Consider the following 17,620-nt stretch of genomic DNA (forward strand, 5'->3'; position numbering starts at 1 on the left):
GCATTCATTATGAATCCAATAAACAACGCTGTTGTTGTGGCATTCCTGTTCTTCTTTTTCGCCACCTCAAGCGGCAATGCTCAAGACATTACAATCCAGCCTTATCTTCAGGATGTAACACCCAACTCGGCATACATACTATGGGAAACCAACCAAACCAACGAAAGTGTGGTTGAGTGGGGAACTTCCAACGAACTGGGAAATGTAAGTTACGGAACCTCTTTTTCATCCAACACTTCGAGATTGCACCAGGTTCAACTTGAAAACCTCTCCCACTATACTAGGTATTACTACCGGGTAAAAACGGGAAGTGCCGTTTCTGCTATTTTCGAGTTCAAAACACCTCCTCTGGCAGCCGACGAAAAACCTTTTCGCATTGTTGCCATGAGTGATATGCAAAAGGATGGAGATCACCCCAATAAGTTCAAAGAAATTGTAGAAGAGGGAGTTTTAAAATATTTCAAAACCAAGTACGGAGGTAAGATTACCGATAATCTAGCGTTGTTAATGCTTCCAGGCGATTTAGTGAGCAATGGCGAGATCTTTAGCCAATGGAAAAACGATTTCTTTAATCCGGCTGAAAAATTATACAGCCAGATCCCGGTTTATCCGGTTCTGGGGAATCATGAAAATAACTCGGCCAATTACTTTAATTACTTTAAATTGCCTGAAAACGGCACTGAAGGCTACAGAGAACACTGGTGGTTTAAAGATTACGGAAACCTCCGGATTATTGGGCTGAACTCCAACACTCCATACAGTGGCAACACCCAGCTGGCATGGTTACAACAAACACTGAACAATACTTTAACAGCGGATTCAATCGATTTTGTATTTGCCCAAATGCATCATCCTTATAAATCGGAACTGTGGACACCCGGGGAATCCGATTTTACGGGGAGCGTAATTGAAAAGCTCGATAACTTTGCAGCCCAGAGCGGAAAGCCGGTTGTGCACTTGTTTGGTCATACGCACGGATATTCCAGGGGGCAGTCGAGAGATCAGAAACACCTTTGGGTTAATGTGGCCACTGCAGGCGGAGCCATCGACAATTGGAGCGAATTTCCGAATAATGATTACAATGAATTCTCGGTTTCGCAGGATGAATATGGTTTCATTGTAATAGATGTAACCGATGGTAATGACCCGAAATTGGTCCTAAGACGGATTAGTCGCGGAGATCAGGATCAGGTTGTAGAAAACCAGCAAACGGATGTTGTAACCATCCGGAAAAATGCTTCAATTGTAAATAAACCGGAAGGAGTCAGTCCAGCCAATCAAAAATTAATACCGGAATGTGTTGTTTTAAAGGCTGATAATTTTTCTTCGGCCAATACAAGTGCAGAGCATGCACAAAGCCACTGGCAGGTATCGACCAGTGCCACCGATTTCTCAAATCCTGCAGCCGACAGCTGGAAGACGTTCGAAAACTGGTACAACGAAGTTAATACACAGGAAGGTGACGATTTAACCGATGAACCCATTGCCGGATTAAGTGAAAATACCAACTATTGGTGGAGAGTCAGGTACCGCGACAAAGAGTTAAACTGGAGTGAGTGGTCGGAGCCGTTAGCTTTTTCAACGGGCAAATCGCAATCGCTTCCTAACCTGTTAAAAAATCCGGGAGCAGAAAACGGACTGGAAAGCTGGCAAACTATACAAGGAGTAGTAGAAGCTTTGGCTGAAGGAGAGTGTGACGGCATTAGTCCGTACAATGGTCAAAAATATTTTATTGTAGGAGGGCTATGCAATTCAAGTGCTGTTGCAAAGGCTTCGCAATACGTCGATGTCAGTTCTTTCGCCGATTCAGTTAAGACTGGGAATTTTAATGTAAATTATGGCGGGTACTTGTCGAATTACAACGGAAGCGATCGCCCTGAATTAAAAGTCATTTTCTATGACTCGAATAACCAGAAGATAAGCGAGGGAAGCACTTTATCCACTCTAAACAGTAATTGGACACTTTTAAGCGCGACCATGCATATTCCGCAGCATACCAAAACCATTAAATTTGAACTGAAAGGTACACGCAACGCAGGAAGTGATAACGATAGTTATTTCGATGACTTGTTTCTTACGGTAGGATCGGCTAAAGTGGATTGCAGTGTAGTTACTTCTGTAAATGGCGCAATACGTCCGTTTATTCCGGAGCTTCAGGTTGTGCCAAATCCAATGGTTTGTCAATCGTATATTCAGTTACCCGGAACTGATTACTCCGGGCTAAAGCTGAGTTTGGCAGATGTGAATGGTTGTAAACTTAGCTGCCGCTACCGGGTAGAAGCCAATCGGATTGTCGTGGAGAGAGACTCATTAGTACCTGGTTTTTATATGTTTATAGTTAGAGATAAGCGAACAATCAGAGGAAAAGGGAAAATTATCATTTCAGACTAGCCATCTGAAGAGTTCGTATATTTAAGTTCACAATTATTATGAAGAAAATGAGATTAAAAATTTTAGTAGTCCTGATCGCTCTTTTGGGATTAAATGGTTTTGCTATTGCCCAGGAAACACTGTATTTCAATGAGGACAAAACCTTCAAAATAGTACAATTAACTGATTTGCATTTTATGTTCGATTCTCCAAAATCGGAAGTTGTTTTACCCATGATAAACGAAGTGCTTGATATTGAAAAGCCTGACCTGGTTGTTTTTACCGGAGATGCGGTTACCAAAGCGCCTGTTTTCAAGGGTTGGGAACTATTAACAGCCCCAATGATTGAACGGGGAATTCCATGGGTGGCAGTATTGGGAAATCACGATGACGAATCGGATAAAACCAGGAGTGAAATTATGGAAAAACTGGTTCAGATAGAAAAAAACTGCATAGCATATAAAACGAACGAAGCCTATGGAACAGGCAATTATGTATTGGAAATAAAAGGTAGCAGCAAAAATACAAAAGCCCTGCTTTATTGCATGGACTCCAATGCATATTCAACCATTGAAGGTACAGGTACCTATGGTTGGTTCACCCGTGAGCAGATAAGCTGGTATACGCAAAAAAGCAACAACTTCACCCAAAAGAACAATGGAGAAGCTATTCCCGCCCTGGCATTTTTTCATATTCCACTACCTGAATATACCCAGGCATGGAGCAATGGAGGAATGCAACCGGTAGGAGTTAAGAACGAAGATGTTTGTTCGCCTTCTGTTAACTCCGGAATGTTCCTGGCTATGCTGGAGCAAGGTGACGTAATGGGAACCTTTGTTGGGCACGATCATGTGAACGATTACATTTCGTCGCTTTACGGAATAGCATTGGCCTATGGGCGCTTTTCGGGCAGTGGGGACACTTATGGCGACCTGAAAAACGGAGCCCGGGTTATTGTTTTGAAAGAAGATAAATGGGAATTTGATACCTGGCTTCGCATACGTGGCGGCGAGAAAATTAATGAGACTGTTTTTATTCGAAGTACCCCCGAATAAAACTGAAAGCAAACGAATCGCCGGCGATTATTTTCAGTTCTTATTTTAGGGAACTGAAATGTCTCCGGCGTAAAACAAAAAAGGCCGTTCGTCACAATGACGTTCGACCTTTTAAGTGGGCGATGACGGATTCGAACCGCCGACCCTCTGGGTGTAAACCAGATGCTCTGAACCAACTGAGCTAATCGCCCTAAAAATGTTTTCTTGTTTCTGAACGCGCCCCCTTTTTCAGAAAGGCGCTGCAAATATAGAAGCTATTTTTAGTTCTGCAAAGAAATCACAAAAAAATATTCATAAAATTTCGACCTCCGTAAAAGTGCAGCCACCAGTAAAAACAAGACATTTTCCCCCGGCATTTTCCATTGCTTTTTTGAATCCCTCATTTTCAGAATGATAAATTCCCCCAACCAATCAAAAAACGACCCAATGCTGTTCCGACACCTCTGTATGCAGTGCCCACGAAATCTTTGCCTTCTCAAAATAATAGTTTGCCTTTAGGGTGAAAAAGCAAAAAATCGTACGGATTTTGGTCACAACCCTTCCCAAAACAAAATATAATTTTTGCGTGTAAAGTATCCCCAATAAAACATTGCAGATGCCGTTGAGACACAAAATCACTTGCACCCACAATCTCTTTAGTCCCCTACCCCGACATTTACGCTAAACGTCTTTCCCAAAAAAATTATATGTTTGTGCTAACTAACAGACTTCAATGACTGACAGAATAAACCTGGATAAAATAATATCAGAACTGGCAAAAGACAATGAGGCGCCACTCGAAGATTTATTTAATCACTACTATCCTCGTTTATACAACTTTTCCCGTTCCTTTTTAAAAATCGAAGAGGATATTGATGACATCCTGCAGGAAGTGTTTGTAAAAATCTGGCTGAACAGAAAAAAAATAAACTCTGCGGCTACCTTCAATTCCTTTATTTTTACCATAACCCGGAACCTCTTATTAAACGCACTCAGAAGCCGCCTGAACAACGAAAATATTAAAGGAGAAATCCTTAAACTTTCCTTAGCTGAAGAATATTCCCAGATGGAGCAAGTTGAATACCACGAATTGAAAGAAAAAGTGAACAATCTAGTAAATGAGCTCCCCGAACGCCAAAAAGAAATATTTATCCTAAGTCGCGAGGAAGGTCTTTCTCACAAAGAAATTGCAGAAAAACTAGGTATCTCAACAAAAACGGTAGAATACCATATCAACCAATCTATCAAACACTTAAAAAAGAACCTCAAGGAAATAGGCCTCATGTCCGTGCTCTTTTTCTATCTTTTTTTCTAATTTTTTCGATTTTTCGCCAGGGATAAACCTTTTAGCTGTGTATTAACTAATAGAAAACACAACATGAAGAATTTATTCAAAAAATATTATAACTCGGTTTTACACCCCGATGAATTTCCGAAAGTCTCTGATTTCATCCACGATAAGAAAAACGAATTCATGATCTTCAGCCTGATGAAACCTTTTTGGAACAGGGAAATAAATGCTGAAGATGTAAGCCCCAAAACCAATCCGGCTCTTTATGAACGAATAAAAGAAGCCATATCGCTCGAAAATCAAAAAACGATGCGACGGAAAATAAAAATTTACGCCTGGGGCTTACGTGCCGCTGCGGTTTTGGTGGTTGCACTATTGGTTAGCACGATCTTCTTCTTCCAAAAAGCAGGGCAAAGCCACCTGGCCGACCAAATACAAACAATCGTAACTCCTCCTGGTGCCAAAACAAACATAACCTTACCCGATGGTTCGCTCGTTTGGCTGAATTCAGAAACAACACTTTCGTATCCCCTGAAATTTAAACATACCCGGCCGGTAACACTTGTAGGCGAAGCTTATTTTGAGGTGGGAAAAAACAGCAAACCATTTGTCGTGACAACAAATTATGGCGATGTGGAAGTAAAGGGCACCTCCTTTAATGTAAAAGCTTATACCGACGACAATGCTTTTGAAACCACGCTGGAAGAAGGAATTGTTGCCTTTAAGGCCACCGGTGAAACAGACGAAATTACCCTACGCCCCGGGGAACAAGTAATAAAAACAGACAAAGGCTTTGCAGTTACACAAGTGGAGACCAAGTATTTCACTTCGTGGAAAGATGGGAAACTGATATTTAACCGGGAACCATTTCCTCTTTTTATAAAGAAACTGGAGCGCTGGTATAACGTGAGCATTGAATGCCCCGGCCACGAACTGAATGAACTCTGGTACACCGGAACCATTGAAATGGAAAGCATTAGCGAGGTGATGGAAATGATCAGTAAGGCAAGTCCGGTTACTTATAGTTTTAATGAAAAAACAAGGGTGTTTACGATAAACAAGAAAAAATAACGGATCAAACTAAATTCTTATGCTTATGACCTAAAACAAATTTTCCTGCTCAGCTACCAGGCAAAAAGAAAAGAAGCAAGAACTCGCACTTCCTGCTCCTTTGATGTAGTTGATAAATAATATAGTTACTTATTCAAACCAATTCAAAATTATGGAAAAAAATCGAAGTATCCATGGACTCAGTCTGTGTGTATTGAAAATGCTTAAAATTATGAAGCTTACTGTTTTTTTGATGCTCGTATCCTTTGTAGGAGTATTCGCATCCGAAACCTACTCACAAACTACCAAACTATCGCTAAAGGTCGAAAAGATCAGCTTGGAAGAATTTCTGATAAGAATAGAAGACCAAAGTGAATTCCGCTTTTTTTATACCGGCAACATTGATATTGAGAAAAAAGTGTCGGGTGAATTTAAGAACAAAAACATCATCGAAATTCTGGACGATATTAAAGAAGAAGCAGGTATCCATTACGAGGTAATGGGGAAACAAATCATTCTTTCGCCGGAAAACATGAATGCAAAAGTCAAAAGTATTCAACAGCAAAAATCAGTATCGGGTAGAGTAACCGATGAAAAAGGAGAACCGCTGCCCGGGGTTACAGTACTGTTTAAAGGCACTACCAATGGTACCGTTACAAACTTTGATGGAGAATATACACTAAAAGATGTTACTGAAGGAACTGTACTTCAGTTTTCGTTTGTGGGAATGACCATGCAGGAGGTTGTAGTTGGTGCCCAGGTATCAATAGACGTAGTAATGGTGGCTAATGCGATTGACATTGACGAGGTAGTGGCTGTTGGTTACGGTGTAATTAAGAAAAGTGATTTAACGGGAGCTGTTTCGGCCATAAAAGAGGATGAATTTAACGCCGGTGTTAACGGTTCAATAGAGCAACTGGTGGCAGGTAAAGTAGCAGGAGTACAAATTTCTCAATACAGTGCGGAACCAGGTGGCGGAATTTCAGTCCGAGTTCGTGGTGTGACTTCTGTAAATGCAGGAAATGATCCGCTTTACGTTATCGATGGCCTGCCGGTTGACAATAGCAGTATGTTTTCCGGAGGAGGAGCAGCGAGTGTTGGTCGAAATCAAGCAAGAAATCCATTAAACTCCCTCAATACAAACGACATAGAATCAATAGAAATCCTTAAAGATGCGAGCGCCACTGCAATCTATGGGGCAAGAGGCGCAAATGGTGTAATACTCATCACTACAAAGAAAGGAAAACAAGGGCAAACGACTATCAATTATAACATCAACCTTGGAGTACAGTCGGTTAAAGACAGGTATGATTTGCTGACCTCTCAGGAATATATGAAAGTTATTAACGAACTCTCTGTAGCCGAAGGCAAAGGAACAATTTTTTCACCTTCAGACATGGCAAGCATTGTTGGAACAGATTGGCAAGACCAAATATTCAGAACCGCACTTATTCAGGAACATAACCTTTCAGCAACAGCGGGTGATGACAATACAACTTTCTTTGCCTCCTTTAATTATTTTAATCAGGAAGGAGTAATCAAAAATACAGGCATTGAGAAATACATTGGTCGAATCAATTTAGAGCAGAAGATCGGGGAGAAAACCCAAATTGGGATTAATTTAAATACCAGTTTGATTAATGACAATAACAGCATTGATAATTCCGGTGATAATGAGGCGGGAGGACCGCTTTATGCAGCCCTGCTGTATGACCCAACAGAACCTGTTTACGATGAAAACGGAGAACTAACGATCTCTTCTAACCTGACAGTACAAAATCCGATCAGGTTAGTCAAGGGCATTTCCAGCAAAAATGTCACCAACAGAACATTTGGGACAGCTTATATTGAGTATAATGTTTCTGATAATTTACAAGCCAAATTAAATTTTGGAACCGATCGTGCAACTTCAAGAAGAGATATTTATAATTCCAGGCTGACTTTCCATGGTTCAGGGACGGGCGGCCTTGCCAATATTGCAACACTTGAGCGCTCAAATGTTCTTCTCGAATATACGATGACATACACTAAGCCAATCGGACAGAATAATAACCTTACTGTACTTGGTGGTACTACTTATCAAAGTTTTTCTTCAAGACATTTTGTTGGCGATATCAGCGGATTTCCGGCAGATGATCTACTTACCAATAATTTTTCGTTGGGTAATACCGATAATGACATGCTATACAGCGGTCGAAGTGAAAATAAGTTGCTGTCTTATCTCGCCAGGGTGAATTATTCAATCGCTAATAAATACCTTCTTACAGCATCGTTCCGCGCAGATGGCTCTTCTCGGTTTGGGAAGAATAACCAATACGGTTATTTCCCATCTTTTGCCGGAGCATGGAAGCTGTCAGAAGAAGATTTTATTCCTGATTTATTTTATAATTTAAAATTAAGAGCAAGTTGGGGACAGATTGGTAACGAATCAATTGGCAATTACGAGTTTTTAACCACCTTAAGTCCAGGTGATAGTTACGCAGTGGTTAACAACTCAATTGTTCGAGGCATAGAACCTTCACGTGTCGCCAATCCTGATTTGAAATGGGAAACAACCGAACAAACAGATATAGGACTAGATGTGGCTTTCTTTGACGGTAGAATTAGCTTTACCGGCGACTACTTTATCAAATACACGAAAGACATGTTGTATAACCTGCCCATGCCACAATCTACCGGTTTTGGGTCCCGCAGAGCAAACATCGGGAAAATGAAAAACAATGGCATCGAATTTCTTCTAAATACGATCAACATAAAAACAAATCGATTGGAATGGAGTTCTTCGTTAAATTTCACCAGTATCAAGAATCGGGTAGAAAGCCTTGGTGGATTAAATGATGTAGTTGGCAGGTATTCAATTATCAGGGAAGGTGAGCCTCTAAATGCTTATTATGGTTATCATGTTCTTGGACTTTTTCAGGAAGGAGATGATATAGCGGGGTCAGCGCAACCAGATGCACTTCCAGGGCACCCCAAATTTGAAGATGTCAACGATGATAAAAAAATCGATACGAAAGATTTACAAATTATTGGAAAACCTTATGCCGATTTTATTTTTGGATTGCAGAATTCTATCTCTTATGACCGTTTTCAACTCGATATATTTATTCAGGGACAATATGGTGCTGATTTGATTAATCAGAACCTGGTTGAAAGTTTATACCCTAAAAACTTTAGAAGAAATAGGATTACAACCACTGCATTGGATCGATGGACCCCGGAAAATACAAATGCAAAATGGCCTTCAGGCGTATTTTCAGACGATTACGGCGGCAATAGAACAACAAACTCGCTTACGGTGCAAGATGCTTCCTTTATTCGTCTTAAAAATGTGCAACTCAGCTATGATATTCCGGTTTCCCGAATCAAGTTTATGAGTTCTGCCAAAGTTTTTATAACAGGACAAAACTTACTTACAATCTCTAATTACATTGGCTCTGATCCAGAGGCAAATTCGAATGGAGGAGGAAGTGCCCGAATCGATATCAGCGGGTATCCACCAGCTCAGACATGGTCTTTCGGAGCCAGATTTAGTTTTTAAGAATTTAACACGCGAAAATAAACATAAGAAATGAAAAAATACATAGTCAAGATAATACTCGTGGTCGTTGTAATTATGCACACCACCAGTTGTGCTGATCTGTTGGATGCTAATGTTTATTCAGAATTAGATCCTCAATCAAATAGCGAGGAAATTATAATGGCAACCTTGTACAATGCTTATTCCAGTGCACAATTACGTTACTATGCCGGAGGACTTACAAGATTTTATGCATCTGCAATGTGTTCAGGCGAAAACTGGAACGAGGGAGGGGCGATAGCCGCACGTCTTAATCCGTTACGGTCCTTTACCTGGGCAAGTAACCATTATGACTTGGGTACAAGCTGGAACGCCTGTTATCAGGGAATTAGAGATGCAAATACTCTTTTGGAAAATGTGGGAGAGGAAACGGATCCATTTAAAAAATTGGTGAGAGCCGAAGCTACATTTATAAGAGGATGGTGTTATGTTGTACTTTACGATTTGTTTGGCCCGGTACCTCTGCGAACATCCACTCTCGACAATCCGGAGCTTGCAAAGGCAACGGATGATGAAATGAAAATGCAAATCGAGAAAGATATGCTACAGGCTATTCAGTCACTCCCCGACGAGCCTGTTGAATATGGTAGAGCCAGTAAAGGTGCAGCAATGGGGATTTTGTGTAAATTCTATTTGAATACCAAGCAGTGGCAAAAAGTGGTTGAATTGTCTCAGGCAATTATAGATATGGATAAATATGACTTATTGCAAAATTATAAGGATGTTTTCGCCATAGCCAATGAAGGGAATAAAGAATTGCTTTGGGCTTTAGCACGCACTGCGTCTGGCACTTCCGGAAGTTCAGGAGGAGGTACTTATCTGCAAGCAATTACTTTTCCGACAGATTACCCTCTCGCTTCTAACCAATCAGTGTATGCTGCAAAAACATATTTCTATGATGATTTTCTGGATTCTTTTGAAGAAGGAGATGAGCGTGCAGAATTATTTGTCAGAGATTATATCAATACTTCAGGAAATCACATTCAATTGTATGGGAATGATAAATCACTGACATTGAAATATGAATTTGACCCGGATGCTGTTGGCCCTGCAAATGGCAATGATATGCCAGAGGTAAGATATTCAGACATTTTATTAAGTCGCGCAGAAGCGTTGAATGAATTAAATGGTCCAACTCAGGCGTCAGTTGATTTAATCAATGAGGTACGTGTTAGGGCTGGTGCATCTGTAAAAACATTGGCAGATTTCTCTTCTAAAGAAGCTATGCGCAGTGCCCTTTTAAAAGAGAGAGAATGGGAATTTTATGCCGAAGCAAAAGGTAGGCAGGATCAAATTCGTCAGGGCGTATTTATATCCCGCGCGCAAGCAAGAGGAATAACAGTAGCCAAAGCCCACCACGTGCTGTTTCCTATTCCGCTGGCGGAGATAAACGCAAATCCGAACATCGAACAAAATCCAGGTTACTAAAAGTAGTGAGTAACTAATTTAACGTATTAGGCAGGTTTAACAACCTGCCTAATATATTAAATATCACACCCCTTAAGGCTCTGACAACACAGAGTCGTATGAAAAATATTCAAACAGATGAAAATATTTAACAGCCTCCTGTGCATATTGACTTTTATGTTGCACTCAAGTTGTCAACATCAAAAGAATGACACATATTTACCTCCTAATATCGTAGTGATATTTACGGATGACAACGGCTACGGAGATTACGAACACAATGGTAATCCAACCATTAAAACTCCCAACATTACCCGGTTGAAAGAAGGCGGCATCAACTTTACCCAGTTTTACGTTACTTCTCCGGCCTGTACTGCATCGCGCTATTCCCTGCTAACAGGGCGTTATCCGGCACGTTCAGGATTGGGCACATGGGTTCTGAACCCTGCGTCGGAGAAGTATATTCACAGGCAGGAAATAACACTTGCCGAAGGACTTAAGTCTGTGGGCTATAAAACCGGAATATTTGGGAAATGGCACCTGGGATCTCCCAACGAGAAGAATGAATTTACTCCTGAATCATTGCCATTAGCGCATGGCTTTGACGAATGGATCGGGACCAATGTGTCGCATGACTTCGAGAATTCCATGCTATTAAAAAGTGATCCTGAAGGGAATAATCCAATCCCCGGATACAGTCTGATCGCAAAAGATTTACCGGCTAACACGAAAGCATCAGAATCATTAACAGGAGTCTGTACGAAAGCCGCTATCGATTTTATTAAAAAAAATAAAGACAATCCATTTTTTGCTTATATACCTTATAACATGCCGCACTTGGGGCTTTTTGTAAGTGATGAATTTAAAGGCAAATCGCGTAACGGAGAACTTGGCGACGTTATGGAAGAACTGGATGCAGCGATTGGTGACATTTGCCAAACGTTGGAAGATCTTGGAGTAAGGGAGAATACCGTCATTATTTTCTCTTCGGATAACGGCCCCTGGATTGTTTTTAACAACAGAACTGATTCCAAATACGGAGATACACGTTTAAAGGTTGGCTATGCCACGCCCTTTCGTGATGGCAAAGGTTCAACCTGGGAAGGCGGTCACCGCGTGGCAGGAATCATTAATTGGCCGGCAAAAATTAAAGGGAACCGAAACGAGCAAACGCCAGTCAGCACTTTAGACATATTACCCACCATATTTGCCATAGCCGGAGTTGAAATGCCAACCGACCGGACGATTGATGGCCGCGATATTCGTTCGGTACTGATGCCCGCAGAAAATTACCCCAAGGTTGAAGATTTTAGCTTGCTGTATTCTTATTTTGATAACCAACCATCAGCCATTCGGGCAAACGAGTGGAAATTACATGTGAGAATCGGTTCGCAAACAAAAAACAACTACGGGTACGAAGCGTCACGCGAAACTCCGTTGCTTTTTCAAGTTGAAAAAGATTTGGGAGAGCGGATCGATCTGGCAAAACAGGAACCAGAAAAAACCTCCGAACTTCTTACAGAATTGGAGAATATGGAGCTTCAAATTAAAAAGGAAGGCTCATTCTGGGATCAGGAATAATTTCGGCGATGCAATGTTGAGCTCCTTGCCTTTCGGCCCTAATAAGGCTCGTAAGAGTTGACTGGATCAAAAACAACTAATTTGAATTCTTTAGTAAAAAAATAATTGGGATATCCGGAAGCAATAGCTTTCCGCACGGATATTTTATAAAAACATCAAAATGATAAGATTACTTACAGTAATTTGCTTGCTGGTCGTAGCTAATGTAACGATGGCAAAAGAATATGCACTTTCTTCTCCGAACGAAAGAATTAGCCTTAAAGTGAATGTGGACGAAAATTGCAGTTATTCCATTTTTTTAGGAGATCAGCAAATAATTACGGCTTCCCCCATCGCTCTTGAATTGGACAACGGAGAAGTTTGGGGAAAGGATGCGCGTGTCAGAAAGGCTAAAGTAACATCACATTCCCAAGAGCTAACTCCCGTTGTTCAGCGGAAATATGCCCAAATTAAGGATGATTACAACCAGCTTACTTTATCTTTTAAATATTATTCACTGGAGTTCAGAGCCTACGACGAAGGAATGGCTTACCGTTGGGTTTCCGCATTAAAAGGCGAATACAAAGTGAAATCGGAACAGGCCAGCTTTGTTTTTCCTGCCGATCATGCCACCTGGTTTCCTGAAGAAGAAAGTATGTTTTCGCACCAGGAAAGGGAATACCTGAAAGTAAATCTATCCGCGATCGGATCCGACAGGTTTTGTTCAACGGGCATGTTGGTGGATTGTGGCAACGGAATAAAAACTTACATCTCCGAGTCAGATCTGATGGATTATCCCGGGATGTTTCTTCAAGGGGACGATCAAAATCAGAATGCCCTGGTTGGAAAATTTGCCGGTGTTGTTTTGGAAGAAAAACAGCTAAACGACCGGAATGTAAAACCAACGAAATATGCCGATTACATTGCGGAATGCAACGGTCCACGGAGTTTCCCCTGGCGAGCTTTGCTAATAAGTGAAAATGACGAAGAACTTGTACAGTCGGAACTGATTTATAAGTTGGCACCTGAGCTGAAAATTCAAAATACCGAATGGATTAAGCCCGGAAAAGTTGCCTGGGACTGGTGGAACGCAAATAACATTTACGGCGTCGATTTTAAGTCGGGCGTAAACAACGATACATATAAGTATTACATTGATTTTGCCTCGAAAAACAAGCTGGAGTATGTTATTCTGGATGAAGGTTGGTACCACCTGGAGGACATTATGGGTGTTGTTGATGAAATCGACATCCGGGAATTGGTTGATTATGGAAAAGAGCGCAATGTGGGAGTAATCCTTTGGGTAGTTTGGAAAGCGCTGGATGATCAATTGGAGAAAGCTCTTGACCAGTTTGAGGCCTGGGGCGTGAAAGGAATCAAAATTGATTTTATGCAACGCGACGACCAATGGATGGTCAATTTTTACGAGAAGATTGCCAGAGAGTGCGCTGAACGGGAATTGTTGGTGGATTACCACGGGGCGTATAAACCGGCCGGACTTGAACGGGCCTATCCCAATGTAATTACTTACGAAGGTGTTAAAGGGATGGAAAATGCCAAGTGGTCATTACTTCCTGATCCCGAGCACAATGTAACGTTGCCATTCACAAGAATGGTGGCTGGGGCCATGGATTATACACCGGGAGCAATGATCAATACAACGAAGAAGAATTTCAGGGAGGTTTTCACACAGCCCATGAGTTCTGGAACACGTTGCCACCAACTGGCGATGTATGTCGTTTTTGAGAGCCCGCTCCAAATGCTTTGCGATAATCCTTCGAACTACTACAAAGAGCCGGAATGCATGGAATTCCTTTCTGTGGTTCCTTCAGTTTGGGACGATACAAAAGTTTTAAAAGGAAAAGTAGGCGACTATGTTGCCATTGCCCGTCGCTCGGGCGATACCTGGTACATTGGCGCCATGACGGATTGGGACGCCCGTGAGTTAAGTCTGAACCTCGGTTTCTTAGGTGATGGAAATTACGAAATGAGTGTGTGGAAAGACGGTGTGAATGCCGACAAACATGCGGCCGACTTTGCACAGGAAAGCCAGGACGTTACTTCTGCGTCAGAAATCAATGTTAAAATGGCTCCCGGAGGTGGATGGACAGCTATTATCGAAAAGAAATAAATTATTGATTGAGTCACTCACATCAATTAGATCCCGATTGCTATGCATCGGGATCAGTTCGACTTCATAATTTCAGTTCACTATCGCTCCTGAAATCAGAGTCCCACTGATTTAAGGCAATCCCTATAAGAAATGCCCGGTATACAAAACAAAAAAGGTCGACTGTCAAATGACAGTCGACCTTTTTTAGTGGGCGATGACGGATTCGAACCGCCGACCCTCTGGGTGTAAACCAGATGCTCTGAACCAACTGAGCTAATCGCCCGAAAAATGTTTTCTTGTTTCTGAACGCGCCCCCTTTTCAGTAAGGCGCTGCAAATATGTAAGCATTTTTTAGTTCTGCAAAGAAAAATCTTCACAAAATTTCAGCCACCACAAAAGTACTGCCCCCCACAAAGACAAGGTCATTTTCGCCGGCATTTCCCATTGCTTTCCGGAAACCCTCATTCACAGAACGATAAGTATCTCCTACAAGTCCAAAGTCCGCCGCATGCTGTTTCAAGGCTTCCGCATCCAGCGCCCGCTCAATGTTTGCTTTCACAAAATAATAGCTTGCATTTTTTGGTAAAAGCGCCAAAACCTTGTCCGGATTTTTGTCGCCAACTGTTCCAAAAACAAAGTGCAGGCTTTTATGCGGGGTAGAATTTATCTGTTCCACCACCTCTTTTATTCCGTCAAGATTGTGTCCGGTATCGCAAACCACCATCGGATTGGCCCCGATCACCTGCCAGCGTCCTTGTAATCCGGTCTTCTCTCTCACCTGTTGTAAACCCGTTCTCAAACTCTGTTCGTCAATTTTAAATCCCTGTGCATTCAAAAGTTCTGTCGCCTTTAAAACAGTAGGAAGATTTTTGTGCTGATAAAAGCCCAGCAGATCCAGCTTCATATCCCGGTAAAAAGGCTCACTGTTTTTGTCCACCTGCACATTTTGCAAACCGTCAATTCCCTTAGTTGCATACGCCACTTTGTACTCCCGGTCAGCAAAATAAATAGGTGCGTTCACTTCCTGAGCTTTTTTCAAAAACACCGCTTTTGTTTCTTCCTGCGTTTCGCCAATCACCACCGGAACATTCTTTTTCATGATCCCCGCTTTTTCTCCGGCAATAAGTTCAAGTGTTTCCCCCAACAAATTGGTATGATCCAACCCGATGTTCGTAATAATCCCCACCTCAGGCGTAATAATATTGGTGGAATCAAGCCGCCCGCCAAGTCCGACCTCAATTACAGCCACGTCCACTTTTTGCTGCGCAAAATAATCGAATGCCATAGCAACGGTCAACTCGAAAAAAGAAGGTTCTATTTTCCACAACTCATTGTTAGTACGGTAGTTTTCCACCCAGGCAACAACAGCCTCCTCTCCCATCATCTTTCCGTCAATCCGGATACGTTCCCTGAAATCTTTTAGATGCGGCGAGGTATAAAGTCCGGTTTTGTAACCGGCCGCCTGCAATACCGAAGCCAGCATGTGCGAAACGGAACCCTTGCCATTGGTACCCGCTACGTGAATGGTTTTAAACGACCGGTGCGGATGCGCGTAATATTCATCGAGCAGTAAAGTGTTGGCCAGGGTATTTTTATACGCTGCCGGTCCGGTGCGCTGAAACATCGGCAGGCGCGTAAAAAGATAATCAAGAGTGTCGCTGTAGTTCACGTCAATTTATTTTTATTAACGGGTGCAAGTTTATTAAATTTTGAGGCATCATCCCCTTTATCCCGTCAATTTATCTACATTTAAGAAATTCAATTTGCATATGCTTAGTCAAACAAAAAAGAGTAAAATTTTCGTTTTGGATACCAACGTAATTTTACACGATTACACCTGTATTTACCAGTTCCAGGATAACGACGTTATCCTTCCGATCACTGTATTAGAGGAGCTGGACAAATTTAAGCGCGGCAATGATCTCATCAACTTTCAGGCACGTGAATTTACCCGCCTGTTAGACGAAATCGTAGGAGATGAACTATTTAACGGCGGCAAGTCGCTGGGACAGGGAAAAGGTAAGCTGAGAATTGAAACCGGAAAACCCTTTTCGGAAGAATTAAAAGCGTCTTTTAAAGAAGACATCCCAGACCATCGTATTCTTGCTATCGCCGATTACATTTCGAAATCGTACCCTAAACGTAAATCGGTTCTCATTACAAAGGACATTAACCTGCGGATGAAAGCCAAATCGCTGGGAATCCAGGCCGAAGATTATAAAACCGACCAGGTGACCGACGAGCACATTCTGGACAAAACCGTTACTACCTTTGATAATTTCGACGATTCACTGATCGACAAGTTGTACAACCAGGGAAGTTTCGCCAAAGACGAAGTGAAGAAAGACTTTAAGCCGGAAGCCAATGAATGCTTTATTTTCCGTGGAAGCTCTTCGAGCGCACTGGCTCGTTACGACAACAAATCGGAACGTATTTACCGGGTAGAGAAGAACTCGGCTTATGGCATCAAGCCCCGAAATGCAGAGCAAACCTTCAGTTTGAACATGCTGATGGATCCGGAGATCAGGCTAATGGCGCTCACTGGGAAAGCAGGAACCGGGAAAACCCTGCTGGCGCTGGCAGCTGCCATTGAGCAACACCGCCAGTACGAGCAAATTTTGCTGGCCCGCCCGATTGTGGCACTCAGCAACCGCGACCTCGGTTATTTGCCAGGCGATGCGTCTGATAAAATCAGCCCGTACATGCAACCGCTGTTCGACAACCTGGCCGTGATCAAGCATACTTTTAACCCGCGAAGCAACGAATACCAGCTGATCGAGGAAATGGTGAAGGAAGAAAAGCTGAACATTACTCCGCTGGCCTACATTCGCGGGCGTAGTTTGTCGAATGCCTTTTTCATCATCGATGAAGCCCAGAACCTGACTCCGCACGAGATAAAAACCATTATCACCCGTGCCGGAGAAGGAACAAAAATGGTGTTTACAGGCGACCTTCAGCAGATCGACTCGCCTTATCTGGACATGAAATCAAACGGTTTGGCCTACATGACCGACCGTATGCGTAACCAGGAACTGTTTGCCCACATCAACCTGTTGAAAGGCGAACGCAGCTACCTGGCCGAACTCGCAGCAACGCTGCTTTAAAAAAATATCCCCGGAGACTTCCATGTCTCCGGGCTTTTATCTTCCAAAACACTGAACAGCACTCAACTTGCAAATCCATTCTTTTTTCTACCTTTGCAGCCTGTTTAGAAA

10 protein-coding genes and 2 tRNA genes are annotated in these 17,620 nt (G+C 42.2%); 9 read left to right on the forward strand and 3 right to left on the reverse strand.

Annotated features, from left to right (window positions below; translation table 11 throughout):
• The first annotated feature begins 9 nt into the window (after positions 1–9).
• Both INQ51_RS10575 and INQ51_RS10580 read left to right on the forward strand, forming a co-directional pair.
• On the forward strand, positions 10–2,391 hold the full coding sequence (locus tag INQ51_RS10575; protein WP_233377942.1) for a purple acid phosphatase family protein: 2,382 nt from the start codon (positions 10–12) through the stop codon (positions 2,389–2,391).
• Between the two features lie 47 nt (positions 2,392–2,438).
• A complete protein-coding gene (locus INQ51_RS10580) occupies positions 2,439–3,425 on the forward strand; it encodes a metallophosphoesterase family protein (protein WP_233377943.1) in 987 nt (328 codons plus the stop codon).
• Between the two features lie 116 nt (positions 3,426–3,541).
• On the opposite strand, the gene INQ51_RS10585 is transcribed toward INQ51_RS10580, so the two are convergent.
• Positions 3,542–3,616 (reverse strand) — tRNA-Val (locus INQ51_RS10585).
• 521 nt (positions 3,617–4,137) lie between these two features.
• Between INQ51_RS10585 and INQ51_RS10590 the strand changes: the two genes are divergently transcribed.
• The 6 genes from INQ51_RS10590 (at position 4,138) to INQ51_RS10615 (ending at position 14,423) form a co-directional block, all read left to right on the forward strand.
• Positions 4,138–4,719: an RNA polymerase sigma-70 factor gene (locus INQ51_RS10590; protein WP_233377944.1), complete on the forward strand. Its 582-nt coding sequence runs from the start codon at positions 4,138–4,140 to the stop codon at positions 4,717–4,719.
• A 63-nt stretch (positions 4,720–4,782) separates the two neighbouring features.
• Complete coding sequence (locus INQ51_RS10595) at positions 4,783–5,766, forward strand: FecR family protein (protein WP_233377945.1); 984 nt, start codon at positions 4,783–4,785, stop codon at positions 5,764–5,766.
• Between the two features lie 211 nt (positions 5,767–5,977).
• Positions 5,978–9,286: a SusC/RagA family TonB-linked outer membrane protein gene (locus tag INQ51_RS10600; protein ID WP_233377946.1), complete on the forward strand. Its 3,309-nt coding sequence runs from the start codon at positions 5,978–5,980 to the stop codon at positions 9,284–9,286.
• 30 nt (positions 9,287–9,316) lie between these two features.
• Complete coding sequence (locus INQ51_RS10605) at positions 9,317–10,753, forward strand: RagB/SusD family nutrient uptake outer membrane protein (RefSeq protein ID WP_233377947.1); 1,437 nt, start codon at positions 9,317–9,319, stop codon at positions 10,751–10,753.
• Positions 10,754–10,969: 216 nt separating this feature from the next.
• Entirely contained in the window at positions 10,970–12,313 is a 1,344-nt protein-coding gene (locus INQ51_RS10610) for a sulfatase (RefSeq protein ID WP_233377948.1), read from the forward strand.
• 160 nt (positions 12,314–12,473) lie between these two features.
• Entirely contained in the window at positions 12,474–14,423 is a 1,950-nt protein-coding gene (locus INQ51_RS10615) for a glycoside hydrolase family 97 protein (protein ID WP_233377949.1), read from the forward strand.
• 190 nt (positions 14,424–14,613) lie between these two features.
• On the opposite strand, the gene INQ51_RS10620 is transcribed toward INQ51_RS10615, so the two are convergent.
• Both INQ51_RS10620 and INQ51_RS10625 read right to left on the reverse strand, forming a co-directional pair.
• Positions 14,614–14,688 (reverse strand) — tRNA-Val (locus tag INQ51_RS10620).
• 90 nt (positions 14,689–14,778) lie between these two features.
• Positions 14,779–16,074, reverse strand: coding sequence for a bifunctional folylpolyglutamate synthase/dihydrofolate synthase (locus INQ51_RS10625; protein WP_233377950.1), 1,296 nt, complete (start codon positions 16,072–16,074; stop codon positions 14,779–14,781).
• Positions 16,075–16,210: 136 nt separating this feature from the next.
• Between INQ51_RS10625 and INQ51_RS10630 the strand changes: the two genes are divergently transcribed.
• Complete coding sequence (locus tag INQ51_RS10630; RefSeq protein WP_233377951.1) at positions 16,211–17,509, forward strand: PhoH family protein; 1,299 nt, start codon at positions 16,211–16,213, stop codon at positions 17,507–17,509.
• Positions 17,510–17,620 lie beyond the last annotated feature (111 nt).

Source organism: Maribellus sp. CM-23, from assembly GCF_021354595.1.
Lineage (GTDB): Bacteria > Bacteroidota > Bacteroidia > Bacteroidales > Prolixibacteraceae > Draconibacterium.

Excerpts from the sequence above, each read along its gene's own strand:
- INQ51_RS10595 (WP_233377945.1), top strand. The coding sequence starts at position 4,783 with ATGAAGAATTTATTCAAAAAATATTATAACTCGGTTTTACACCCCGAT.
- INQ51_RS10600 (WP_233377946.1), top strand. The coding sequence starts at position 5,978 with ATGAAGCTTACTGTTTTTTTGATGCTCGTATCCTTTGTAGGAGTATTC.
- INQ51_RS10605 (WP_233377947.1), top strand. The coding sequence starts at position 9,317 with ATGAAAAAATACATAGTCAAGATAATACTCGTGGTCGTTGTAATTATG.
- INQ51_RS10575 (WP_233377942.1), top strand. The coding sequence starts at position 10 with ATGAATCCAATAAACAACGCTGTTGTTGTGGCATTCCTGTTCTTCTTT.
- INQ51_RS10580 (WP_233377943.1), top strand. The coding sequence starts at position 2,439 with ATGAGATTAAAAATTTTAGTAGTCCTGATCGCTCTTTTGGGATTAAAT.
- INQ51_RS10615 (WP_233377949.1), top strand. The coding sequence starts at position 12,474 with ATGATAAGATTACTTACAGTAATTTGCTTGCTGGTCGTAGCTAATGTA.
- INQ51_RS10590 (WP_233377944.1), top strand. The coding sequence starts at position 4,138 with ATGACTGACAGAATAAACCTGGATAAAATAATATCAGAACTGGCAAAA.